24 protein-coding genes and 1 pseudogene are annotated in these 24,102 nt (G+C 67.3%); 1 reads left to right on the top strand and 24 read right to left on the bottom strand.

The window, feature by feature from the left end; genetic code table 11:
- Positions 1 to 3: 3 nt before the first annotated feature.
- The 16 genes from ccsB to ON32_RS21410 all read right to left on the bottom strand — a co-directional run bounded on the left by ccsB (position 4) and on the right by ON32_RS21410 (position 15,363).
- Positions 4 to 987: a c-type cytochrome biogenesis protein CcsB gene (gene ccsB, locus ON32_RS21320; RefSeq protein WP_040792801.1), complete on the bottom strand. Its 984-nt coding sequence runs from the start codon at positions 985 to 987 to the stop codon at positions 4 to 6.
- On the bottom strand, positions 974 to 2,620 hold the full coding sequence (gene resB / locus ON32_RS21325; protein ID WP_051133530.1) for a cytochrome c biogenesis protein ResB: 1,647 nt from the start codon (positions 2,618 to 2,620) through the stop codon (positions 974 to 976). The genes ccsB and resB overlap by 14 nt, the downstream gene beginning before the upstream one ends.
- On the bottom strand, positions 2,617 to 3,435 hold the full coding sequence (locus tag ON32_RS21330; RefSeq protein WP_040792803.1) for a cytochrome c biogenesis CcdA family protein: 819 nt from the start codon (positions 3,433 to 3,435) through the stop codon (positions 2,617 to 2,619). Before ON32_RS21330 ends, resB begins: the two co-directional genes overlap by 4 nt.
- A gap of 259 nt (positions 3,436 to 3,694) precedes the next feature.
- A complete protein-coding gene (locus tag ON32_RS21340; protein ID WP_083874697.1) occupies positions 3,695 to 4,366 on the bottom strand; it encodes a TlpA disulfide reductase family protein in 672 nt (223 codons plus the stop codon).
- A gap of 221 nt (positions 4,367 to 4,587) precedes the next feature.
- Positions 4,588 to 5,265: a histidine phosphatase family protein gene (locus ON32_RS21350; RefSeq protein WP_051133545.1), complete on the bottom strand. Its 678-nt coding sequence runs from the start codon at positions 5,263 to 5,265 to the stop codon at positions 4,588 to 4,590.
- 26 nt (positions 5,266 to 5,291) lie between these two features.
- Entirely contained in the window at positions 5,292 to 6,629 is a 1,338-nt protein-coding gene (gene hemL / locus ON32_RS21355; RefSeq protein ID WP_040792738.1) for a glutamate-1-semialdehyde 2,1-aminomutase, read from the bottom strand.
- Positions 6,630 to 6,748: 119 nt separating this feature from the next.
- A complete protein-coding gene (locus tag ON32_RS21360) occupies positions 6,749 to 7,018 on the bottom strand; it encodes a hypothetical protein (RefSeq protein ID WP_157224280.1) in 270 nt (89 codons plus the stop codon).
- The gene (locus tag ON32_RS21365) at positions 7,011 to 7,277 is read right to left on the bottom strand and encodes a hypothetical protein (RefSeq protein WP_157224281.1); all 267 of its coding nucleotides are present in this window, start codon (positions 7,275 to 7,277) and stop codon (positions 7,011 to 7,013) included. Before ON32_RS21365 ends, ON32_RS21360 begins: the two co-directional genes overlap by 8 nt.
- A complete protein-coding gene (mce1N, locus tag ON32_RS21370) occupies positions 7,274 to 7,786 on the bottom strand; it encodes a transport-regulating membrane protein Mce1N (protein WP_040792740.1) in 513 nt (170 codons plus the stop codon). The genes ON32_RS21365 and mce1N overlap by 4 nt, the downstream gene beginning before the upstream one ends.
- Before the next feature lie 378 nt (positions 7,787 to 8,164).
- Positions 8,165 to 8,638, bottom strand: coding sequence for a hypothetical protein (locus ON32_RS21375; RefSeq protein WP_051133533.1), 474 nt, complete (start codon positions 8,636 to 8,638; stop codon positions 8,165 to 8,167).
- A 2-nt stretch (positions 8,639 to 8,640) separates the two neighbouring features.
- Positions 8,641 to 9,618 carry a porphobilinogen synthase gene (gene hemB / locus ON32_RS21380; protein ID WP_040792741.1) on the bottom strand — a complete coding sequence of 326 codons (978 nt, stop codon included), beginning with the start codon at positions 9,616 to 9,618 and terminating at the stop codon, positions 8,641 to 8,643.
- An 86-nt stretch (positions 9,619 to 9,704) separates the two neighbouring features.
- On the bottom strand, positions 9,705 to 11,267 hold the full coding sequence (locus tag ON32_RS21385; RefSeq protein ID WP_040792742.1) for a bifunctional uroporphyrinogen-III C-methyltransferase/uroporphyrinogen-III synthase: 1,563 nt from the start codon (positions 11,265 to 11,267) through the stop codon (positions 9,705 to 9,707).
- Positions 11,264 to 12,295, bottom strand: a complete 1,032-nt coding sequence (hemC, locus tag ON32_RS21390; protein WP_040792808.1) for a hydroxymethylbilane synthase — start codon at positions 12,293 to 12,295, stop codon at positions 11,264 to 11,266. The genes ON32_RS21385 and hemC overlap by 4 nt, the downstream gene beginning before the upstream one ends.
- A gap of 41 nt (positions 12,296 to 12,336) precedes the next feature.
- On the bottom strand, positions 12,337 to 13,770 hold the full coding sequence (locus tag ON32_RS21395) for a glutamyl-tRNA reductase (RefSeq protein WP_040792809.1): 1,434 nt from the start codon (positions 13,768 to 13,770) through the stop codon (positions 12,337 to 12,339).
- Positions 13,767 to 14,879 (bottom strand): redox-sensing transcriptional repressor Rex, encoded by a 1,113-nt coding sequence (locus tag ON32_RS21400; RefSeq protein ID WP_083874702.1) that lies wholly within the window; start codon positions 14,877 to 14,879, stop codon positions 13,767 to 13,769. Before ON32_RS21400 ends, ON32_RS21395 begins: the two co-directional genes overlap by 4 nt.
- Before the next feature lie 205 nt (positions 14,880 to 15,084).
- On the bottom strand, positions 15,085 to 15,363 hold the full coding sequence (locus ON32_RS21410; RefSeq protein WP_040792745.1) for a glutaredoxin family protein: 279 nt from the start codon (positions 15,361 to 15,363) through the stop codon (positions 15,085 to 15,087).
- A gap of 172 nt (positions 15,364 to 15,535) precedes the next feature.
- Between ON32_RS21410 and ON32_RS21415 the strand changes: the two genes are divergently transcribed.
- Entirely contained in the window at positions 15,536 to 16,504 is a 969-nt protein-coding gene (locus ON32_RS21415; RefSeq protein WP_040792810.1) for an HAD family hydrolase, read from the top strand.
- 44 nt (positions 16,505 to 16,548) lie between these two features.
- On the opposite strand, the gene ON32_RS21420 is transcribed toward ON32_RS21415, so the two are convergent.
- From ON32_RS21420 to ON32_RS30970, 8 genes and pseudogenes are all read right to left on the bottom strand, one after another.
- Positions 16,549 to 17,559 carry a lysophospholipid acyltransferase family protein gene (locus ON32_RS21420; protein ID WP_040792746.1) on the bottom strand — a complete coding sequence of 337 codons (1,011 nt, stop codon included), beginning with the start codon at positions 17,557 to 17,559 and terminating at the stop codon, positions 16,549 to 16,551.
- Complete coding sequence (locus ON32_RS21425) at positions 17,556 to 18,587, bottom strand: NAD-dependent epimerase/dehydratase family protein (RefSeq protein WP_040792811.1); 1,032 nt, start codon at positions 18,585 to 18,587, stop codon at positions 17,556 to 17,558. Before ON32_RS21425 ends, ON32_RS21420 begins: the two co-directional genes overlap by 4 nt.
- Positions 18,588 to 18,807: 220 nt before the next feature.
- Positions 18,808 to 18,909: a 30S ribosomal protein bS22 gene (locus ON32_RS28145; protein ID WP_003402602.1), complete on the bottom strand. Its 102-nt coding sequence runs from the start codon at positions 18,907 to 18,909 to the stop codon at positions 18,808 to 18,810.
- Between the two features lie 264 nt (positions 18,910 to 19,173).
- The gene (locus tag ON32_RS21430; protein WP_040792747.1) at positions 19,174 to 19,422 is read right to left on the bottom strand and encodes a helix-turn-helix domain-containing protein; all 249 of its coding nucleotides are present in this window, start codon (positions 19,420 to 19,422) and stop codon (positions 19,174 to 19,176) included.
- A 145-nt stretch (positions 19,423 to 19,567) separates the two neighbouring features.
- The gene (gene proC, locus ON32_RS21435; RefSeq protein WP_040792812.1) at positions 19,568 to 20,386 is read right to left on the bottom strand and encodes a pyrroline-5-carboxylate reductase; all 819 of its coding nucleotides are present in this window, start codon (positions 20,384 to 20,386) and stop codon (positions 19,568 to 19,570) included.
- A 289-nt stretch (positions 20,387 to 20,675) separates the two neighbouring features.
- Positions 20,676 to 21,566, bottom strand: a complete 891-nt coding sequence (locus tag ON32_RS21445; protein WP_083874699.1) for a thioesterase family protein — start codon at positions 21,564 to 21,566, stop codon at positions 20,676 to 20,678.
- Positions 21,567 to 21,683: 117 nt separating this feature from the next.
- Positions 21,684 to 22,634 (bottom strand): sugar phosphate isomerase/epimerase family protein, encoded by a 951-nt coding sequence (locus ON32_RS21450; RefSeq protein ID WP_051133534.1) that lies wholly within the window; start codon positions 22,632 to 22,634, stop codon positions 21,684 to 21,686.
- An 11-nt stretch (positions 22,635 to 22,645) separates the two neighbouring features.
- Positions 22,646 to 22,900, bottom strand: a pseudogene (locus ON32_RS30970) (Rv0497 family membrane protein); the annotation flags it as partial.
- Between the last annotated feature and the right edge of the window lie 1,202 nt (positions 22,901 to 24,102).

The following is a 24,102-nucleotide window of genomic DNA, read 5'->3' on the forward strand; positions in this document are numbered from 1 at the left end:
GCCTCAGTTCAGCCCGGCATAGGAGTGTAGCCCAGAAACGACCAGGTTGATGATGAAAAGATTGAACAGCATGGCCACGAAGGCGGCGACATTGATCCAGGCGGCCTTGGTCTCCCGCCAGCCCGATGTCGCGCGGGCGTGCAGGTAGGCGGCGTAGAGCACCCATGCGATGAACGAGCAGGTTTCCTTGGGGTCCCAGCCCCAGAACCGTCCCCAGGCGGCCTCGGCCCAGATCGCCCCCAGAATGACCCCCGCCCCGAACAGTGGGAATCCCACGATGGTGGTGCGATAGGCGAGTCGGTCCAGGGTGCGGGCATCGGGCAGCCGATCGGCCACGGCACCGAGGACACCGCCCGACTCCGCTCCGCCGGACCGGCGCAACCGGAACAGGAACAACAGACTGGCCACCCCGGAGACCATGGCCACCCCACTGCCCACGCTGACGATCGTCACATGCAGTGGCAACCAGAACGAACGCAGCGCGGGCACCACCGGCGCGGCATCGGCGTAGAGCACGGTGCCCGCCAGGAACAGCAGGATCAGGACCGGCACCAACAGGAAGGCCCACATGGACCGGTAACGCGGGTCCCGCATGAACACCAGACCGGCCACCACCGCGGCCGCACAGGCCATGGTGACGAATTCGTACATATTGCCGAGCGGGAAGCGTCCGGTCGCGAAACCGCGCAACACGATGGACAGCACGTGCACGGCAATGGCCACGAACAACACCGAGAAGGCCATATTGCCCGCTCGTTCGGACCACGGAAGTTGCGGCACCTCTTCGACCTTGCCGGGGACCCCGGCGGCCGGTGCGACGGGTTTCTCGGTCCCGCCACCGGCGAGCACCAGCTCCCGTTCCCCGACACGCCGCGCCCGCACGGAGGCATACTGCACGATCGACAGCACCAGCACCAGCGCGTACACGACAATCGCCGTCTTGAAGGCGAGGTCACTGTAGCCGGCGAGGGTCTCATCGATCGGCATCGTCATCTCCTGTACTTCTCGTGCCCGACGTATCCAACAACCGATGGCGGAGGCGGCCGAATTCGCCGACCCAGCCGGCCTGGTCGGTGCGGGCCAGCCCACCCATCTCTACTACGACACGTCGTTGTTCAACGGTACCCTCCGGGGTCACCCGAAGCCACACGCGACGCCGGGCCACCAACAGCGAGACCAACAGGCCGGCCATCATGGTCAGCGCGCTCACCAGTACCCACTGCTGCGCGGGATCATGAGAAACCTGCAGGTTCACGAATTCCCGGGCGCCGTCGAAAGTGACCTTCGTGCCATTGGGCAAGGTCGTCGACTCACCGGGGCGCAGGTTGACCCTGGCTTCCTTCGTCAACCGCCCCTGCCGAACCAACTCCTGGTCCAGAGCGAACAGCGACTGCGGGCGACCCGTATCGAGACCGGTATCGCCCCGATAGACATCGACGGCCACGGCCGGGTCCGTCATCGCCGGATACGCCGAGGTGAGCAGGGAACCGTGGAAGCTCGCGGTCGGCGCGAACAGACCCTCGATGGCGATCTGGTTCTTCCGTCGCTCCGTCTCGTTCGGATACAACCCGCCCGGCGGATCGACCCGCAACACCCCGCTGGACAGGAAGGTCGTCATATCCGACGGCTGCCACTGGACCGTCTCGGTACGCGTCCGACCATCGGGGAAAGTGACGGTGAACGTGGGGGCGTAGCCGTGTCCCTGCAGATAGACGCGATCGCCACCGACTCGCAGCGGATGATTCACCCGGAGCGTGGTGTCGCGCCAGGTGTTCGACGTCAGATCCGTGCCCGCCTGATAGGCGATATCGGAAGTGAACATCTCGGCCTGGCCGTTGTCGAGATAATCGGCCCGGAAATTCTTCACCCGCACGCAGAGCGGGGTGATGCCGGTGCCGTCGTTGACATTGCCGGCGCGGAAGGAATCGAAGACCGCGGGCGAGGTGGTGCAGAAACCGGGGCCGTCATCGGCGACGACGATCACACTGCCCTCGTAACCGAACAGTTTTCCCATCGCGATCGCCAGCAACAGCCCGACCAACGCCAGATGAAAGACCAGATTCCCGAACTCGCGGATATACCCCTTCTCGGCCGAGAGGGTGAGCTCATCGTCTCGCGCCCCGGGCCGCACCTCGGTCCGCCAACCACGCAACCGCGCACGGGCCCGCTCGATCACCTCCTGCGGTGTGCCCTCCGCCGTACCGGTGAAATGATGCGGCAACCGGGACAGATTGCGCGGAACCCGCACCGGCGGGGTGCGCAGCGCCCGATAGTGGTCCACCGCCCGCGGCAGGATGCAGCCCACCAGCGAGATGAACAACAACACGTAGATGGCGGTGAACCAGAAACTGCCGAAAACGTCGAACAGTTCGAATCGGTCCATCCACGGGCCGAGCACCGGCCGGTCGGCGATATAGTCGGCGACCTTCTGCTCGTTCAGGCTCCGCTGCGGCAACAACGCACCGGGAATTGCGGCCAATGCCAGCAGGAACAGCAACACCAGCGCGGTCCGCATACTGGTGAGACCACGCCAACCGTTGCGCACCACCGCCCACATGCGGCCGGGTAGGGACTGGCGGGGTGGTCGGACAGGAGGCGCCTCGGGGGTCAACACGCTCATATCGGCAGAACCACCTCGGCGACGAACGCATCGCGCACCCAGGCGACGAACTGGTCCCAGACCCCCGTGACGAGAGCGATACCCACGGCGACCAGCAGAATCCCACCGAACACCTGGATATTCCGACTATTACGCCGCAGCCAGCCCACCCCGCGTAATGCGGTCGCCGAACCGAACGCCAACACCACGAACGGCAGCCCGAGCCCGAGACAGTAGGCGATGATCAATGCCACCCCGCGAGCCGCGGTGGTGCCATCGGTGCCCGCGGCCACCGCCATCACCCCGGACAGAGTCGGCCCGAGACACGGGGTCCAACCGAGAGCGAACACCCCACCGAGCAACGGCGCACCCACTATGCCGGTCAACCGCCGCGGTTCCATCCGAGTGTCGCGCTGCAACGCGGGAATCAACCCGAGAAACGCCAGACCCATTACAACGGTCACCACACCACCCAACCGCTGTAGCAGTTCCCGGTTCATGTTGAGGGTCTGGATCACCCCGAAAACCGTGGCGGTGGCCAGCACGAACACCACGGTGAAACCGGCGACGAACAGCCCGGCCGCCCCCGCCACCCGAAGTCTGGCACCCCGGGTTTCGGTCTCGGTAGCGACGGCGTGACCGCGCGCCCGCTCGACCTCGGCCACCGTCACCGGCGGCGTCTGCGCGCCCACCAACCCGGCCAGATAGGAGAGGTAACCGGGCACCAGCGGCACCACGCACGGGGAGGCGAACGACACCAGCCCCGCCAGTAGGCACGCGCCCAGCGCCAACAGCAGCGGCCCCGACGAGGCCGTCTGCTGAAACGATTCACCCATCCCGGCCGCGACGATCACGGGGATCTACGCTCCGCATCCCGATCGCCGGCCGAGGAGCGCTCCTCGCTCGGACGAACATTGCGGTCGGTCGGGCGGGTACCCGACGGCCGCGAATTCGACACCCGGCGATCACCGCCGGGTGTGACGGCCGGTTGCAACGCCCATGACCCGAGCGTCGACCGGACCAGTACCTCGGCACGCACTCCGCGCGGCGGCCGGGTCGCCCCGTACCGACGCACCCCACGAGCCCGCAGGCTTCTCATGACACTCCCTCCGCGGCGATGCGCTGCACCACCGGCAATAGATCCTCGGCGAGCAGCGCGCGCAAGAAAATCGCCGCCACCCGATGATCCCGATCGAGTACCAATGTGGTGGGAATGACCGTCGTCGGGAAATTCCCGCCGAGCGCGAGCAAACTGCGCATCGAGGGGTCGTAGATCGACGGATAACCCACCTTGTTGTCGGTGACGAAATCCCGTGCTTCGTCCCGATGGAAATCGCGGACATTGATCCCGAGGAACGCTACCCCCAGATCCTTGGTCCGCTCGTAAACCTGTTCCAGTGCGGGCACCTCGGCCCGACACGGGCCACACCATTGGCCCCACAGATTCAGCACCACCACCTGACCGGGGAAGTCCTCCACCGAAACGGTTTCATCCGTCATCACTTCCGGTCCGGACAGATTCCCGATGGTGCCGCGTGACTCCGGGGGGTCGTAGTAGATATCGGTCTGCCCGCCCGGCGAGACGAACTCGAAGGTGCCGCCGGTCGCCACGGCATCCGACCCCGTCGCACATCCCGTTGCCACCAGACACAGCCCCGCCACGAACAGCAACAGCAGCCGCGAGCCCACACCGCGCCGCCGACGGAGCCCGAGCGTGCGCCCTGCGTGGTCACGCTGCGCTACCTCCTCCGGGCGCTGACCGCTCATGCCGTGTCGATGGGGCCTGAGCGTGCGCCCTGCGTGGTCACGCTGCGCTACCTCCTCCGGGCGCTGACCGCTCATGCCGTGTCGATGGGGCCTGAGCGTGCGCCCTGCGTGGTCACGCTGCGCTACCTCCTCCGGGCGCTGACCGCTCATGCCGTGTCGATGGGGCCTGAGCGTGCGCCCTGCGTGGTCACGCTGCGCTACCTCCTCCGGGCGCTGACCGCTCATGCCCCGGTCACCCTGGGGTCCGAGCCGCCCGCGGGCTCGGAGTAGACGATGTCCACGAGGGTCTCTCCGTGGTACACCAGGGAAGTGAGTGAGGCCAGTGAGCACTGTCGCTGCCGCGGATCGTGCCACAGCCGCTGGCCCTGCAGGAACCGGCGCAGCGTCCAGACCGGTAGCTGGTGCGATACCAGCACCGCCTCCCGACCGGCCGCCTCCGCCCGCGCCTTGTTCACCGCGGCCAGCATGCGATGCGCGATCTGTAGATACGGTTCGCCCCACGAGGGGGTGAACGGGTCGCGCAGTTTCCACCAGTGCCGCGGTTTGCGCAGTGCCCCGTCTCCCACCGACACCCGCAGACCCTCGAAGGTGTTGCCCGCTTCGATCAGGTTCTCGTCGGTGCGCACCGGCAGACCGTGCCGGGCGGCGATGGGTTCCGCGGTCTCCTGGGCGCGCTGTAGCGGCGAGGCGATGACCACGGCGATATCGTGATCGGCCAATACCCGGGCCACGGCCCCGGCCTGAGCGCGTCCGGTCACCGACAGACCGAATCCCGGCAGCCGGCCGTACAGGATTCCGCGAGGATTGTGCACTTCACCGTGCCGGAGGACATGCACGATCGTCTCGACGGCCTCCGGGTCGGTGGTGGTATCGGCGGTATCGGTGTCTGTGGGCGGGATGGGGTCGCGCTCGGAATCGGGCTGGGTCACGCGCGGGTTCCTTCGGGTGTCGCGCTCGCCGCCGCACGAGCGGCGGCGGGCAGGGCTGCGGCGATACGGTCGAATGCGTCTTCGTCGAGCGCCGCGGACACGAACCATACTTCGAACGCGCTCGCCGGCGCGTATACCCCACCGTCGAGCAGCGCGTGGAAGAAGGCCGGATAACGCCAGGTCTGACTCGCCTTGACGGAAGCGTAGTCGTGAACCGGGGCATCGCCGAAGAACACGCTCACCATATTGCCTGCGAACCCGACCCGGTGCGGCACCCCCGCGTCGGTGAGCGCCTCGGTGAGCAGAATGCCGAGCCGTTCGCTGTTGCGATCCAGCGCCGTATACACCGCGTCATCGGCGGCCCGCAGGGTGGCCAGCCCGGCGGCCACCGCCACCGGGTTACCCGACAGGGTGCCCGCCTGATAGACGGGACCCAACGGGGCCAACCGATCCATCACCTCGGCCCGGCCGCCGAAAGCTGCCGCGGGCAGACCACCGCTCATCACCTTGCCGAAGGTGAACAGGTCGGCATTCACCGCTTCCAGGCCGTACCACCCCGAACGGCTTACCCGGAAACCGGTCATGACCTCGTCCATGATGAGCAGAGCACCGTATTCCGTGGTGAGCCTGCGCAGACCGGTGTTGAAGCCGGGCAGCGGCGCGACCGCGCCCATATTGCCGGCCGCGGCCTCGGTGATCACGGCCGCGATCTCCCCCGGATACGCGGCGAACGCAGCGGCCACGGCATCGAGATCGTTGTAGGGCAGCACGATGGTGTCGGCCGCCTGGGCGCCGGTGACACCGGGTGAGGTCGGCAGCCCGAAGGTGGCGACCCCGGAGCCCGCCTCGGCGAGCAGCGCGTCCACATGCCCGTGATAGCAACCGGCGAACTTGATGATCTTGGACCGCCCGGTGTACCCGCGGGCGAGCCGGACGGCGCTCATGGTGGCCTCGGTACCGGAATTCACCAGACGCACCTTCTCCACCGGCGCGACCCGTTCCACGATGAGTTCGGCCAGCTCCACCTCCGCCGCAGTCGGGGCGCCGAACGACAGTCCGTCCACCGCGACCCGCCGCACCGCCTCGACCACTTCCGGATGGGCATGCCCCAGGATCATGGGCCCCCAGGAACACACGAGGTCGACATACTCGTTGCCATCGGCGTCGGTGAGGGTGCATCCCCGCGCGGAGGTGATGAAACGCGGGGTACCACCCACCGAACCGAAGGCCCGGACCGGGGAATTCACCCCACCGGGGACAACTGATTCGGCTCGCCGGAAGAGTTGATCGGAGACCGGCACCTTTGCCTCGGCCGCGCGCGGAGAAGAACTCACGGCCTCCAGTTTGGCAGCCGGGCCCCACCGCGTCGACGACAGGGTGTAGTGCGAGTGACCCGCGCCGCGATAACAGCCGCGGACATCGAGGAACGCGGCCCGTATCGTCCAAGCGACGTCTAGGTGTATCGACAGGGTGCCGCCGGCCAGACGACCTGCAGCCGGCACATGAGGTCGTTGTGGATCGCCGCCGAACCGGTCTCGGGCACCAGGCCCGGCGCGATCAGTGCCGGATTCGGATCCGGTGCGGCGGCGGCCGGGCCGGTACCGCACCCGAGCACGACGGCCGCGGCCGTCAACACGGCGCGGCACCCGAGGGAGACGACCGAATACCGCCTCGCCACCGGCCCGCGCCCGCCCGCGGCGCCGGTACGGACTCCCCTACGCATGCGGCACCCGCGCACCACCGCGCACCAGCCGCACCACCCGGACGCATATGTCGAGCGCGAACAGCGCGGCGCCCGTCACCGATATCACCGCCGCGAGCAGCCAGGGCCCCGCATACCGGGTGGCGGCGAAGGCCGGGATATCACCCCGGGCGGGGAACTCGCCGACCTGCACCCCTCGGTTCCAACACAGCACCGCCCCGGCCAGGCAGAGCACCGCGACCACGAACTCGGCGGCCGATACGACAGCAGATCTGTTCACCGATCTTCTCCTCGCTCTCCGAGCGGTTTCTCCGCGGCGGCCCCAGGTGTCTCCACCAGTGTGGTGAGCGCGGCGCGCAGACCGCGATGGTCCCTGGCCCATGCCCGCACGAACGTCCCGTCGGTCCGGCGCAGCCCGATAGCGGTGCGTCGACGAGGCACCCCGGACAGCTCTCCTAGCGTCCGAGCGTCCTCCCACGATTCCGCACCGGACCGGGATTCCTGCGACGCCGGCGGTTTCTCGGTGGGGGACAGCACGGCTGCGATCGAACTCACCGGCAGCGTTTCGGTGCCGTTGCGCAGGGTCGTCTCGGTGAGCTCGACCCCCACATGAGTGCGGACCGCGATCACCTGGACGATGGCGAAACCCGTGATGAGCACCGCGCAGAAGGCCAGGGCGAACCAGTGCGGTCTGGCTCCGGTCGCGAGTTCCAGAACCAGAACGAGCAGGCACAACACGGGACCGTAACAAACTGCGCGCCACCGGGCACCCGGCTCGTAGAAGAGCACCTTTTCACCCGACCCGGTTCCGCTCCCCCCACACGCACGGCTCACACATACCCTCCCGGTCGAGCTGTCCCGCACCGGCGGGCGAACGCGCCCCGCGCGGAGACCGTACCCGCTATCAGCCGATCAGACCGGGAATCAGCAGCACGGCCACGGTGAGCAGCCCGAACAGAACCACCAGACTCAATACGAGCAGATCCCGCCGAGTACTCTGCGGCTGCTGGATCACCACTCGCATCGCTGCCTCCGATCCCCGGGCCCCGGCTCGCCGTCCTTACGGACGAACGCCCAGGTCACCGGCTGCGTGTCTCCTGTGACAGCCCTCACTGTACATCCAGGAATACCCAAAACAAACTTTGTGTTCGGTATCAGGGATACCCATCAGCGATGCACTTGGAACCACTTCGCCGCATCTTCGCGATGGCACAGATAGATCGCACCGCCCGCCAGGACGGCCTGAACGAGCGCCGCCGCGCCCGCCACCAGCGGCGCGATGCCATCGATCGCTTCGATGGCGAACAGGGTGCCCAACCCCGTGAACACCAGCCACACCCCGACGAAGGTCAGCACCGTCCGGGCCCACAGTCGCCCCTTACCGAGCTGGTGCACGATCAGCAGACCGATCGCCGCGAATCCCAGGCCGAATATCCCGGACAGGATGATCGCCGTGGTCACCAGCAGATCGATTCCCGCCGGGGTGAGCTGCGCCTCGGTCGTGCGCAGCTGCTCCGTCATCTCCGCGACGAATTCCTCCCGCCGCCCCAACATGTCCACGAGCGATACGAACAACCGCACCACTCCCAGACCTATGACCCCCCACCACAGTTGCCGCGCGATGGCAACATCCGCCGGCATACTCACGACAGCCGGCGCGCGATCTCGGTGGCCCAGTAGGTGAGCACGATATCCGCGCCCGCCCGGCGGATACCGAGCAGTGATTCGAGAATCGCGGCATCGCGGTCGATCCACCCGCGTTCGGCAGCGGCGGTGATCATCGCGTACTCGCCGGAGATCTGGTAGGCCGCCACCGGGACGGTGGACCGATCCGCGACATCACGCAGAATGTCCAGATAGGACATGGCCGGTTTGACCATCACGATATCGGCGCCCTCGGCCAGATCCAGCTCCAGCTCTCGCATGGACTCCCGACGGTTGGCGGGGTCCTGCTGATAGGTGCGCCGGTCGCCCTGCAGCGATGAGGCCACCGCTTCCCGGAACGGACCGTAGAAGGCGGAGGCGTACTTCGCCGCATAGGCGAGAATGCCGGTGTCGAACCGGCCGGCAGCGTCCAAACCCTCCCGGATCGCACCCACCTGTCCGTCCATCATGCCGCTGGTGCCGAGCAGATCCGCCCCGGCCTCGGCCTGTGCCACCGCCATCTCCACATACCGCGCCACCGTGGCGTCGTTGTCCACCGCACCCGCGGCATCCAACACACCGCAATGGCCGTGGTCGGTGAACTCGTCCAGGCAGGTATCGGCCATGACGACCGTCGCATCGCCGACCTCCACGGACAGAGCACGCAACCCGCGGTTGAGAATGCCGTCCGGATCGGAGGCCTGGCTACCGAGTGGATCCTTGTCCTCCGCTCGGGGCACACCGAACAACATGAGCCCACCGACACCGGCCTCGACCGCCTCGACCGCAGTCCGGCGCAGCGAGTCCATCGAATGCTGATAGACCCCTGGCATCGACCCGATCTCGCGTGGTTCGGTCAAACCATCGGCGACGAACATCGGCAGCACCAGGTGCCGGGGCTCCAGATCGGTCTCGGCAACCAATCGCCGCAGTGCCGGGGTGCGCCGCAACCGCCGCGGCCGTTCGATTCCGGTCATAGGTCGTATCTTATGGCCGGGTCGACGGCAGGGCGGGGCGCGGGCCGACCTCTTGCCGCGGGACCCGTTTGCCGGATGTGTGCCGGTTACCGGCTGCGGCGGCTCTTCTTCCGCGGCGGGGGCAGCAGCCCCTCGGCACGGAGTCGGGCCGCATGCTCGGCCAGGGCCTCCACCAGCGGACCGACCTGGGCCACTTCGGGCTGCACATCCACCCGCAATCCGAACTCGACCGCGGTTTCGGCCGTCTTGGGGCCGATACAGGCGACGATCGTGCGCGCGTGCGGTTTGCCCGCGATACCCACCAGATTCCGAACCGTCGACGAGGAGGTGAACAGCACCGCGTCGAAACCACCGGTCTTGATCATCTCGCGGGTCTCCGCGGGCGGCGGCGAGGCACGTACGGTGCGGTAAGCGGTGACGTCATCGATTTCCCAGCCACGGTCACGCAGACCCTCGGCCAAGGTTTCGGTGGCGATATCCGCGCGCGGCAGCAGCACCCGGTTCACCGGATCGAACACATCGTCGTAGGGCGGGAAATCGGCGAGCAGCCCCAGCGAGGACTGTTCCCCACTGGGCAGCAGTTCGGGCTTGATACCGAACGAACGCACCTTGTCGGCGGTGGCCTCCCCGACACAAGCGATCTTCACACCGGAGAACGCCCGAGCGTCCAGACCGAATTCGGCGAACTTCTCCCACACCGCGCGCACCGCATTGGTGGAGGTGAACACCACCCACTGGTACCGACCGTCCACCAATCCTTTGACCGCGCGTTCCATCTGTGCCGGGCTGCGCGGTGGCTCCACCGCGATGGTGGGCACTTCCTTCGGGATCGCGCCGTGCATGACCAGCCGCTCGCTCATCTCCGCGGCCTGGTCCTTGGTGCGCGGCACCAGCACCGTCCACCCGTAGAGGGCCCGGGACTCCCACCACGACATCTTCGACCGCTGCGAGACCACTTTGCCGATGGTCACCACCAGGGGGCCGACCAGTTCGGACGCGGCGCTGTTCAAGGTGGCCAGCGTGGCCTCGATGGTGCGCTGCTGGCGGGTGGTGCCGCGAATGGTCACCGCCACCGGTGTCTGCGGAGCCATACCGTGTTCGACCAGCGCGCTCGCCGTCTCGGCCAGATGCCCGGAGGTGGCGTGCAACACCAGCGGACCGGGCGCTGCGGCCAATGCGGCCCAGTCGACCTCACCGCGCACATCGGCCTCGGTGTGCCCGGACCCGAGGGCGATACCGGCGTAGGCCGGCACCGCGGAACCGGCGGGCAGCCCCGGCAGCACCTCGAAGACGATATGCGAGCGGGTGACGGCGGTGACCTCGGCGATCACCGCGTCGGTGGTGAGCGGATCCCCGGAGACCACGCGCACCACATCGTGTCCGGCCTTGGCCTCCGCGATCAGCGTTTTGGCCACCTCGGCCGGCTCACCCAGCGCGGGGCGCACATCCACCCCGGGCTCACCGTCGGGCCCCGGCTCCACCGCCGTCCCGATCAGGGCTAATACGCCGGCATCCACATCGGGATCGGTGAACGCGAGCGTGGCCCGGCCGAGCACCTCCCGTGACCGGAGGGTCAGCAGGGCCGGATCACCGGGGCCCGACCCGACGAAAAGGATCCGCCCCGGATGCTTCTTGCTGGCTCGACTCATCGGTTGTTCTCCATGGGACTGGGTTCGGTGAAGTCCGTGGCGGTGTTCTCCCCCGCCGGGAGGGTGCCGGCCTCCGCCGGTGCGGGTGCGGACGCGAGCAACTCGCGGGCACCCAGATCCAATAGTTCGCGGGCCAGCGCACGGCCGAGTTCGGCCGCGTCGGCAGGAGCGCCGACCATCGAGGCCCGCACCACATCGGAACCGTCGACGGCGGCAGCACAGCCGCGCAACGACAGCTCCTCGACGATCCGCCCCTCGTCGTCGAGCGATTCGACGACCTCGGCGATCGCCCCGACGGGCGCCGAACACCCCGCCTGCAGTTCGGCGAGCAGCGCCCGTTCCGCCTCGACCGCCGCGCGGGCGGCTGCGTCGTCCAGACCGGACAGCGCCGTGATCAGCTCGGCGTCGTCGGCCCGGCACTCCACGGCGAGCGCTCCCTGCGCCGGAGCGGGCAGCAACTGCACCGGCTCCAGCGCCTCGGTGACCGCGTCCAATCGCCCGATCCGGGCCAACCCGGCCCTGGCGACCACGACGGCATCCATTTCTCCCTCGGCGACCTTGCGCAGCCGGGTGTCGAGGTTCCCACGCAACGGAACCACCTCCAGGCCCAGCCCGAGTGCCCGCAGCTGCGCGGCCCGTCGCGGCGCCGATGTGCCCACAACCGCACCGGGCGGCAACTCGCCCAGCACCAGTCCGTCGCGGGCGACGAGCGCATCCCGCGGATCCTCCCGCGGTGGGATGGCGGCAATGGTGAAACGAGGATCGGGGGCGGTCGGCAGGTCCTTGTACGAGTGCACCGCGATATCGATCTCTCCAGCGGCGAGTTTGTCCCGCAATGCGGTGGTGAATACGCCGACCCCGATGTTCTGCACCGGTCCACCGACCAGATCGCCCTCGGTCTTCACCAACACCAATTCGGCGGATCGACCGGATGCGATCAACGCATCGCGTACGGTGCCGGCCTGGGTACGCGCGAGCAGGCTGGCCCGGGTGCCGATACGCAACGGCCCGCGCCCGGATACCCGCATCGGCGCGGCGCCCAGCGCATCGTCTGCGCCCTGCACGATGGTCATGCCGACTGCTCCTGTCCGTCGTCGGAACGGCCGGGGGTGAAATCGTCGGCGAGCGCGATCTCGCCGTCCAGGCTCATCCAGCCGACCCCGTTGTGCTCGGCGCCACGCGGGGTGACCTCCATGGGAGCCGCCACCGCCTGCACCGCGCCCGGCTTGAGTTCGAACAGCTCTCGCAGGGCCTCGGCATAGCTGTCGCCACCGGGAGTGGTGGCCAGTTGCTTGACCCGGACGGTCGGGGCGTGCAGCAGTTTGTCCACCACCCGGCGCACAGTGCGTGCCACTTCGTCGCGTTCCGGATCCGCCAGGCCCGGCAGTCGGGAATCCAATCGCAACAGTTCGGCCTCGACCACTTCGGCGGCGCGCTGACGCAGCGCGGCGACGGTCGGGGTGACCTCGGCCATCCGCTGTCCGGCGAGGTACTTGGCGAGCTCCTCCGCGACAATGGCCCGGGCCGCGACGGTATCGGCGGCGGCCGCCCCGGCGGACGGATCCCGCTGCAGGGTTTCGATATCGATCACACTCACCCCGGGCAGCCCGGCGACCGCGTGCTCGACATCGCGAGGAAGCCCCAGATCGCAGAAGACCAACGGCCCGCGCCCGGACCGTTCGCGGTCGGTCAGGGCACGATGGGTGTCGGCCAAGGTCACCACCGCGCCGACCGCACCGGTGCAGGTGACCACCACATCGGCCGCCGCCATGGCCTCGGTGAGTCGCGACAACTCGTAGGCCTGCGCCGGCACCCCGTGCGACTCCGCGGTGGCGGCCAACCGCCGAGCGCGTTCCAGAGTGCGGTTGGTGACGATGATCCGGCCGATACCGGCCCGCGACAGATGCGCTACGGCCAACCCGCCCATGGCGCCCGCGCCGACCACGGCCGCGGTCCGGCCGGCCAACGGCCCGAGCACCGCGGTGGCCCGGTCCAGTGCCACCGACACCACCGACGCGCCCGCCCGGTCGATTCCGGTCTCCGCGTGCACCCGCTTCCCAACCCGCAGGGCATGCTGGGACAGTTCGTGCAGGGTGCGGCCGACCGCCTGCTGGGCGTCGGCATTGGCGTACGCGCTGCGAATCTGGCTGAGCACCTGCTGCTCGCCGACCACCATCGAGTCCAGTCCGCTGGCCACCGCGAACAGATGCTCGGCCGCGGCCTCGCTGTAGCGCACATAGGCGTGCCGGGTGAGTTCGGGCAACGGCAACCCGGAATGTTTGGTCAACAACTCGCCGACCTCGGCCAGTCCGCCGTGAAAAGCGTCGACCACGGCATAGACCTCCACCCGGTTGCAGGTGGACACGATCATCGCCTCGGAGATATGGCTGGACTCGAGCATGCGGTCGATCAGCTTGGGTCGGTCGGTATCGGTGACCGCCACCTTCTCCAGCACCGACACGGGGGCGCTGCGATGAGATATGCCGACGAGAAGAACGCTCATGGTGTGCACACCGATCCCTTGCTGGTTGGCTCCGTTGCCGAATGCGAGGTCAACTGGCCGGACGGCGCCGCGCACGGGGTATGTCCGGCGGGTCCGGACGGAGAATGGGCGGGCACTCGGCGGGCTATGCGACCGGAGCCGGTCAACGGATATGCCGCGGCAGTGTCACCCCGGTCGGTCGCGCGTTCCGGTACAACGCTGTCAGCAGGCACATTGTTCGAACGTGAAGGGGAGTTTTTCGCCACATCATCCCGGATCGACGCCGCCGCGCGTGGTTTTCCGTCGGCGCTGTCGGCCCCGGCCGCGTCCGGTTCGAGCGTCGGGTGCTCGGGATCGGCGTTGCGCACCCGTTCGAAGGACAGCATCTGCATCTCCGCCGCGAGATCCACCCGTCGGATCTCCACGTTCGGCGGAGCCACCAGCACCCGGGGGGCGAAGCTGAGAATGGACTGCATCCCGGCGGCGACCAGCTCGTCACACACCTGCTGGGCCGCGTCGTCGGGCACCGCGATCACCGCGATCGTCGGATGCAGGGATTCGATCGCCGCGGCCAACTCGACGACGTCACGCACCCGCAACCCGGAGATCTCCTGGCCGATCACGGACGGATCGTTGTCGAACAATCCCACCACGGTGAACCCACGCCGCCGGAACCCCCGGTAACCGACCAATGCCCTACCCAGGTTTCCGGCGCCGACCAACACCACCCGATGCCCCTCGGACAGTCCGAGAACGTCTTCGATCCGGGCGCGCAACCGGGCCACGTCGTAGCCGACCCCGCGCACCCCGTTGGGGCCGAGGAAGGAAAGATCCTTGCGAAGCTTGGCGGAATTGACACCCGCTGCGCCGGCGAGTTCTTCACTCGATACGATGGCCACACCCTCGTCGCTCAAAGCGGCGAGGACCCGAAGATAGGTGGCCAACCGGGCCACCGTGGCCTGGGGGATGTTCCGCGGGCTGCCGCCTTCGGAGCCGACGTTCGACCGCTGGGTACGATTGGCAGCCTCCCGGGCCCCTCCGTGGTCACGCGGGCCGCCACCTTCGGGGCCGACGTTCGGCTGCAGAGCCCTGCCGGAGACACCACTGGGCGTCTCATGCTGCTCTGTCACGTCTTCGGCTCCTCGTCCGGCCCGATGAGGGCTGGGGTCGTCGGCGACCTCCGCCGCGAGCGCACTGCGGTGGCGGGGTCGGATATCGGGTTGATTCACCGCGAACCGGCGGTCTGGGGTATCGCCCGGCCCGCGGGTCGCGTGACACCACCGTAACCGCTTGTGAAGCCCTGCACAAAGTCGGTGAAATTGGCCTCATTTTTACTCAGCGACTCAGGTCGGTGCGCAATCGCAACTCGTCGACATCGAAATAGCTGTGCTCTCGACCGTCCAGCAGTACCACCGGCAACCGGTCGCCGTACTCCGCGCGCAATGCCGGATCGGTGGCGGCGACCACATCCACGTCCACCGTGCGCACCGGCACGCCGAATTCGGAACAGATCACCCGCAGCTGCTCCAGTGCTCGATCACACATACCGCAACCGGCTCTGGTCAGCAGAGTCACCTCGTGCGTTGTCGGATTGGTGGAGGTTGGATCGGTCATAGCGCTATTAAACGCCCGGCCGGGCGGGTGATGGGTGTGCCGTCCATACCTGACCGGGACCGAATCCGGTTAGTGTGGACGTGGTTCGCGCGAATGGGCGGAGGTACTGGTGCCGGAACGATCAAAGTCGGTAAAGACCGGATTCATCGCGGGCCGGTTCGGTGAGTTTCCGGTGCGCTGGAATCTCGGGCCGCTCGGGCAGGGGCTGTCCGAGCAGCTGGCGCGCATCTCACGCAGCCCCTTCGGGCCGAGCGAAGAAGAGGTCCGGGCCAATCTCGCGGGTGAGGCCAGCGCCGATGCCGCGCTGGCGCTACAGGACGCCGAACGCGCCGACGGTACGGAACCGGAGCGGCCGGAGGTGCCGCGGGATCTGACCGCGGCCGCATTCTTCGATGTGGACAACACCATGGTGCAGGGCGCATCGATCGTGCATTTCGCCCGTGGCCTGGCGGCCCGTAATTATTTCAAGACCTCGGATCTGTTGGATATCGCGTGGAAACAGGTGAAGTTCCGCGTCACCGGTAAAGAAAACAGCACCGATATGGCCTCGGGCAAGGAGAAGGCGTTGGCCTTCATCGCGGGGCGTTCCACCGCCGAACTCGCCGCTTTGGGCGAGGAAATCTACGACGAGATCATCGCGGACAAGATCTGGCCGGGGACGCGCGCACTCGCGCAGATGCATCTCGACGCCGGCCAGCAGGTGTGGCTGGTCACCGCCACACCGGTGGAGTTGGCGCAGGTGATCGCCAAACGGCTCGGTCTGACCGGTGCCCTGGGCACGGTGGCAGAAAGCGTGGACGGGAAGTTCACCGGCCGGCTGGTCGGCGATATTCTGCACGGTCTCGGAAAGGCCCATGCGGTCCGCGCCCTGGCCATCCGCGAGGGGTTGAACCTGAAACGCTGCACCGCCTATTCCGACAGTCACAACGACGTGCCGATGCTTTCCCTGACCGGTACCGCCGTGGCCATCAATCCGGATTCGGACCTACGCGAGGTCGCCAAGGCCCGCGGCTGGGAAATCCGCGATTTCCGCACCGGCCGTAAAGCGGCGAAGATCGGCGTGCCCACGGCGCTGGCCCTGGGCGCCGCGGGTGGTGCGGTCGCGGCGGCGGTGACCCGCCGCCGCGAGAAAAGCCTCTGAGCGACACACCTCCGGGCGACCTCGGCGGATCCTGCCGAGGTCCCTCAGCCGGTGAAGACGTTACGGCGCCTGGTGAGGAGTTTGTAGAGCGTCTGCTGGATGGTTTCTCGCACCTGGTCGGTGACCTCGAACATCGTCATCGGATCGTCGGCGTCCTCGGCCGCGAAATGGTCGGTGGTGATCGGGGCACCGAACTCGATGTACCACTTCGACGGCAACGGGACCACGCCGAGTGGGCCGAGATGCGGGAACAGCGGCGTCACCGGGAAGTAGGGCAGGCCGAGCAATCGGGCCAGCGGCTTGATATCGGCCAGCTTGGGATAGATCTCCTCGGATCCGACGATCGAGCAGGGGATGATCGGCACCCCGGTGCGCACCGCGGCGGCGACGAACCCACCGCGACCGAAACGTTGCAGCTTGTACCGGTCGGCGTACTTCTTGCCGACGCCCTTGAATCCCTCCGGGAAGACCCCGGTCAGTTCACCGGAGCGCAGTAGCCGTTCGGCGTCGGGGCGGCAGGCCAAGGTATGTCCGGCCTTACGGGCCAGCGCGCCGAGTACCGGCAGGTCGAAAACCAGATCGGCGGCGAGCAGGCGTAGCGCGCGCTGTTTGGGGTGGTGGTCGTGTACGACCAACTGCAACATCAACCCGTCCAGCGGAACCGTGCCCGCATGGTTGGACACGATCAACGCCCCACCGGATTCCGGAATATTCTCCATCCCGCTGATCTGCACCCGGAACCAGTGTTCTGCGAGTGGGCGCAGCACGGGCAACAATGCCGACTCGAGCAGGTGCTCGTCGAATCCGAATTCGTCGATCTGATAGTCGCCGGTGAGGCGCCGGCGAGCGAACTCGGCCGCCGTCGAGATCTGCTTCCCGAGCGCACCGCGCATCACCTCCGACAGCGAATGCGGCTCGGCGGGCTCCTTGGGCAGCCGGTCGGTCAACGAGGTGACCGGTTGGGCGGTCCGTCCCTGCCAGGGGCGTGCCGGGGGGCGGGGCCGCGGTGCGGAGGTAAGGTCGTGCAGGTTGATGACCTTGGCTGAATGGCTCATTGATGTGCTCCCGTAGCGGCCCCGAGCAGGCCGAGCAGTTTTCGTTCTGCGACATCGATCCAGGCCGGATCGATGACGGGTCGCAACGCTGCGCCCCCTATCAGGTCGTCGAACGCCTGGACCGTCGTCCAGCGCGGCGCGAAACCGAGTTCGACGCGCATACGCGTGGTGTCCAGACCGCAGCCGAAATGGAAATACTCGAGTTGTTCGACACTGAAGTCACGCATCACCGGGCCCATCAGTGTTCGACCTACGGTGCGGAACATCGTCCACGGTACCGGAAGCGGCACCCGACCGGACCGACGTACCGCCTGCGATAGCGCTAGCGCGCCGTCTCCAGCAATATTGTAGGTGCCGCCCGGGCCATGGAAAACGGCATGTACCAGGGCGGAGACGGCGTCTTCCTCGTGCAGGAACTGCAGCCGCGCGTCCCGCCCCAGGACGGTGGGCGTCAAAGGGGAACGCAGATATTCGGCGGCCCGAGCGGCGAGTCCCGGCCCCACCACCGGGGCCAACCGCAGCGTCAGGGTGGCGATATCGGAGCGACGACGCGCCAGACCGCGCAGGTACCCCTCGATTTCGATGACATCTCGGGCGAACCAACCGCGAGGTGGCACTCGGGCACTCATTTCCTCGGTGAATTTCACCGGATCCCGAGCGCTTCCCCCGTATACCGCCGAACTGGAGCGCAAAACCACTCGACGCATGGTGGGCGTTTTCTGGCAGGCCGCGAACAACTGCATCGCGCCGAGGACATTCATATCCTTCATCGCCGCCCGACCACCCCCGGCCCGGGGCTGGGACAGTATCGCGGTATGCACCACGGTATCCACGCCGTAACGTCCTATCACCTTGCGGATCAAAGGATTACGAATATCGGCGCGCACGAATTCGGCGCGGCCCATTTTGCGACGCAGCTCAGGGGCCGGTGAAACCACATCGACCGCCACGATCCGTTCGATATCCGATCTTTGGGCGAGTCGACACACCACATTGCCACCGAAGAAGCGACTCGCTCCGGTCACCATTACGACCCGGGGTGTGTATGTGGGGTTGTTCTCACCGTTCACCTGCACCGAACCGTCCCGCCTCGAGCATCGAACCCCCGCTCACTAGTCCGTTTACCAGAGTAGCCACACGTTCGCCGCTATCGAGGGTATTAACCGGCTTCTAACGCCGACTTCAGCGGCTTGAAACACAACGAAAAACCCGCCACCAGATGGTAGCGGGTTCTTCGGCACATCGGACCTACTTGCCGAGTTTGCGCCGCTGGACGCGGGTACGACGAAGCAGCTTACGGTGCTTCTTCTTCGACATACGCTTACGGCGTTTCTTGATCACAGAACCCATAGGGCGTTCCTCGCGTTCTCTCTACTGTGTCGAATTGGCGGCTTCGCTACCCCTTCGCGGTCACGCGTTGCTACCGACTCAGGGGCCGACGCTCGGCCGCCACGCGCACGCGCTCGCGTACGCCAACGGTCCGGCTGCTCGGCAGGCCTCGTTCTCGGTGCTCACCGCCGCACGACACACAACCACAGCTGTGCGATGGAAGGCGCGCGAACACGAAACCGATGATCTATCGTACCGGCCTGCCGAGCCGCGTCGGAAATCGGATCATCCCGCGTCGAAGTAGGACGTTTCGAGATATTCGTGAACCGCCTTGGCGTGTACCCGGAAGGATCTGCCGACCCGAACCGCCGGCAGTTCTCCCGAGTGCACCAGCCGGTACACCGTCATCTTGGATACACGCATCAGATCCGCCACCTCGGCGACGGTGAGAAATTGCGTACCTCCGCCGAGTATCGGTTGTCCTTGCGACGAACCACCGCTGCTGTTTGCAGATATCTTGTTCGAAGACATCATCGCGCCACTGACCTCCGGCACGTCCGCGCCGCCGGCTTCCCCACCAGCGGAACAGACACGCACGTGCTCACTGAAGCTTAGCGGGACCAGTGGGGTTACTGCGACGGGAGTGAGAAAACCGATTCATACGCTGGGTGCCGATCGGTTATTCGGCGGATGCGCCCTGTTCCACAGAACGTTGTTTTGCCGCGTGCAACGCCTCCATGAAAGCCGAACGGATTCCGGCGCGTTCGAGTTCTCGCACCGCCGCCGCCGTGGTTCCGGCCGGAGAGGTGACCGCCGCCCGCAGGTCCACCGCGGTCTGACCCGATTCCGCCAGCATGGCCGCCGAACCGAGCATGGTCTGCACCACCAGTCGAGATGCGGTGTCACGGCTCAGCCCCAGGCCGACCGCGGCTTCCACCATCGCCTCCACCACGAGGAAGAAATAGGCCGGTCCGGACCCGGATACCGCGGTCACGGCGTCCATCTGCGCCTCGGGCACCACCGCGACCGCACCGACCGCCTCGAGCATCTCGGTGACCAGCTCCACCTGCTCGGCGGTGGCATACCGACCGGCGGAGACCACACTCATACCTTGGCCGACCAGCATCGGAGTATTGGGCATCACCCGGACCACCGGGAACCCCGCGGGAAGTTTGGCCTCCAGGCGGGATGTGGGCACACCGGCCGCCAGCGATACCAGCACCTGATCCCGATCCCCACCCAGTTCGGTTTTCGCGAGGTCGGTGAGTACCCCGTCGACATCGAGTGGTTTGACCGCGATCACCAGCAGATCGGCCCCCACCGCCGCATCATCCACCGCGCTGGTCACCCGCACCCCGAAACGGCTCGCGATCAGCTCGGCCCGATCCGAATGCGTCTCCACCACGACCAGGTTCTTCACCGCATATCCGGCTTCGAGCAGCCCCGCGACCAGCGCCTCGCCGATCCGACCGCCACCGATCACCGCAATTCTCGTCATGGAGATCAAGGCTAGCCGCCCGGCGACCGAACGCCGGCCTCGGAGGCGGCAGCCCGCGTAACCACGAAGAGGCCCGAGAGGTCGCCCAACCAACACAGCGACCGAACGCCGGCCTTGAAGACGGCAGCCCGCGTAACCACGAAGAGGCCCGAGAGGTCGCCCAACCAACACAGCGACCGAACGCCGACCTCGAAGACGGCAGCCCGCGTAACCACGAAGAGGCCCGAGAGGTCGCCCAACCAACACAGCGACCGAACGCCGACCTCGAAGACGGCAGCCCGGTGACAGCTCAGCTGGACGGGAGGAGTGCGAGTTGGCGGCTCTGCGCTACCAGGGCCCCGGTGGCATCGACAACGATCTGATCGCAGTCGAACATTCGGCCACCGACCTCATGGGTGGTCGCGATTACCCGCAACCATCCGGGGGCAGGTCGGCGACGCAGGTAGGTGGTCATCTGCACGGTGGGCGCCCATCCGAAATGCCCGAGGTTCATCGGCACCGGCGGGCTCATATCGGCCACCATCATGGCCAGGTAGGCCGCGATATCCGGGGTGGCCTGGTCACCGGCGCGGGGGCGAACCCACATTCGCATCCGTGGCTCCCCCTGGGCGCCATCGATGAACGGAGCCCATTCCCGGTCCAGATACAGTTCCATCTCGCGGGCCACGTGCACGATCCGCCCCATGGGCGACTGTGGTTCGTAGTCGATGGCGTCGGAGCGGGGCTCGACCGGTAGGTCGGTGTGTTCGGGGGCGTACTGCGGTGGGGTCTGCTCGTCGTCGAGCCGGCCGAAGGTGAAAGCGGTACGTACCAGGGAACGTTCCCGCTGGATCAGCTGCACATCGGCCAGACAGATCTGCCGGCCCACCTTGCGGATGGTCACCTCGAAGTCGACCTCACCGGGTTCCGGGGCGCCGAGGAAGTCGGTGCTGGCGGCGATCGGTGCCATATCCGCGTGGTCCGGTTCGACGGTGCGCAGCCATCTGGTGGCGGCGGCTGCCGAGATGGCGACCATTGTGCCGCCGTGCACCTTGGGGCCGATGGTCCAGGTGTCGTCGATGAAACCGCGGTAACGACCGGCGCCCGGCTCTGCCGCGGCCAGCTCGGTCAATGTACACACCCGGGCGAACGGCGCGTCAGGGCGCACCACATCGATATCGGGGCTCAGCTCCGTCGTCATCGACACTCCTGTTCCATCGGACCGATATCCGTTACCGGGGGTACGTACGACTTTCAATCTTGATACAAACCGGTTTTCCAATCCCGAGCAGTCCCCGTGTCCTCCGTCACGAATCCGCTATCCGGCGGTATCGTGTTCCGGTTCGGGAACTTTCGGTTCACGCGGTGGCGAGACCGGAGCAGAACCGGTATCCAGATGGGTTCGGGCGAAGGTCAGAGTGCGCCGCAGCATAGCCGCCCGATCGACGGTGGTGCGTGCGTTCTGGGTATTGATCTCGGCGACCACATGGCCGGTGAAACCGGTCCGGGCCAGCGTTGCGCACACCTCGGCACACGGCTGGGTGCCCTCCCCCGGCACCAGGTGTTCGTCGTACGCGGCGCCACGCCCATCGGCCAGGTGCAGGTGGGCCAGGCCCGACCCCATGCGTGTGAGCAATGCCACGGCGTCCATTCCGGCGGTCGCCGTATGTGACAGGTCCAGGGTGTAGTGCCGGAATCCGGTATCGGTCGGGTCGTAGGACGGACTGAACGCGGTGACGGCGAGTCCGGGACCGCCACGCCGTTCCATCCGGCGCACCGACCCCTTTCGACGACCGAACAGGGTATCGGCCCGCATGGGGAACATGTTCTCCACCGCCACCGTGATGGAGCTGTCCCGTTCCAACTCGGCCACCTGCGCGGCGAACCCCTCGGCGTAGCGCCGCTGCCAACGGAACGGCGGGTGCACCACCACGGTATCGGCGCCGAGCACCTCGGCGGCGCGTACGCTGCGTGCCAGTTTGGCCACCGGGTCCGCACCCCAAACCCGTTGCGAGATGAGTAGACACGGTGCGTGCACCGCGAGCACCGGTATCCCGTACTTGTGCGCATAACCCCGCACGGTGTCGATGTGTTGACTGGCGGGCTCGGCCCACACCATCAACTCGACACCGTCGTAGCCGATCTCGGCGGCATAGCGAAAAGCTGCCTCGGTGTTCTGCGGATAGACCGAGGCGGTGGACAGACCGACTTTTATCCGCTGCGGCGCCACCGTATTCGAATCGCCACCCGACGAGAGATTCGCCACCATCACCCCCTCACTCAGCCCGTACTGAGCAGAAAGGCCAGCGGTCCCAGCGTTACGAAAACACCGACGAACACCGCGATGACGGTGCTGAGGATATCGTCGGTGCGCCGCAGGACACGCACCAGCGCCACCAGGCCGAGGATCACCACCATCGCCAGTGCGAGCGCCACCCACGGCAGCATCTCCCACATCTGCTCGAAGCCCTTGAACAACAGCATGCCCGCGACCGCGGCACCCAGGCTCTGACCGCCGAGCACCAGCCACTGGCGGCGTGTGTCGTCGTCGGCGACTTCTCGGGCCTCCGACCGGTTCGTAAGGGTGGACCAGGTCTCAGCGAATTTGTCGTTCCACGACGAGATCACTTGGAATATTCGGGCGAATCGCCCCCTCCCGGTGTCCTCGAACGGTTCCAGATCGTACTGGGCGGAATCGTACTGAGCAGAGTCGAACTCGGCGGAATCGTACTGAGCGGAATCGAACTCGGCGGAATCGTACTGAGCGGAATCGAACTCGGCGGAATCGTACTGAGCGGAATCGTCGCCATGGGCTCGGTGCGGGCCGAACACCTCGGTCTCATAGATATCCGGATATCCGGGGGCATCCGGATATCCGGGTTCGGCGAAATCCTCCCCGCGCGGGTCGGAATCCACCTTCGGCGGAGCCGGGACGGGACCACCCCGTCCACGTGGGCCCGGATCCGGCCCGATTCGGCCGGCCTGTTCGCGCAGCAGCTCTCCCGCGACCGAATCGCCGGCCAAGAGCTGCTGTCCCCGGCCGTCCATCGACCAGGCGACGGTGGGCTCACTTCCAAAACCCGCGGGCGAGCCGCCGGCCGGTGCGTCGTGGCGGTCGTCCGGCACCGGCCGGGCGGGCGGTTCGCCGTCCCCGGACGGAGCCGCGTTCCCACGTCGACGCCGAGGAAGCGCTGGACGTGGATCGTTACCGGGGGCGAAATCCGGAGCCCAGGAGGCGTCCGCGCCGTCCGGTCCGAGCCCGTGCGGGGCCGGGACCGGCCCTACCGGCCCCGGTTCCGGGCCGAAACCTCTGTTGTCCGAAGCCCAGGCCGACTCGGCGTCGGCCGCCTCCGCGGCGTGTCTGCGGGCCGTACGGCCCCCGCCGGGCGGTTCCGGCGGACCGGCCTCCCAGGGCACGGGCGCCTCGGCGGCCACCCGCCCGTCGGCGGATCCGAGGGGGCCGAACTCGTCGGGCCCGTCCTCGGGTTCGGCACGGCGACGGCGACGGCCACCCGGACGCGAACCGTCGTCCGAGGACCCGTGCGACTCGATGCCGAAGTATTCGGGGGTGAAAGACTGTGGTGCGCTATCGGATTCGTCGTCGTCCCGGTATCGGGAGCGCCGCGGCCTCGCGGGCGGTTCCTCGGCCTGTTCGACGGGCGGTGCGAGGGGGTCGTACCGGGCGATCGGGCCGGACATGGGAGACATTCCCGAGTCCGGCAGATCGTAGAGACCCA

Origin of the sequence: Nocardia paucivorans NBRC 100373, from assembly GCF_000308675.1 — a bacterium.
Classification (GTDB): Bacteria; Actinomycetota; Actinomycetes; order Mycobacteriales; family Mycobacteriaceae; genus Nocardia; species Nocardia paucivorans.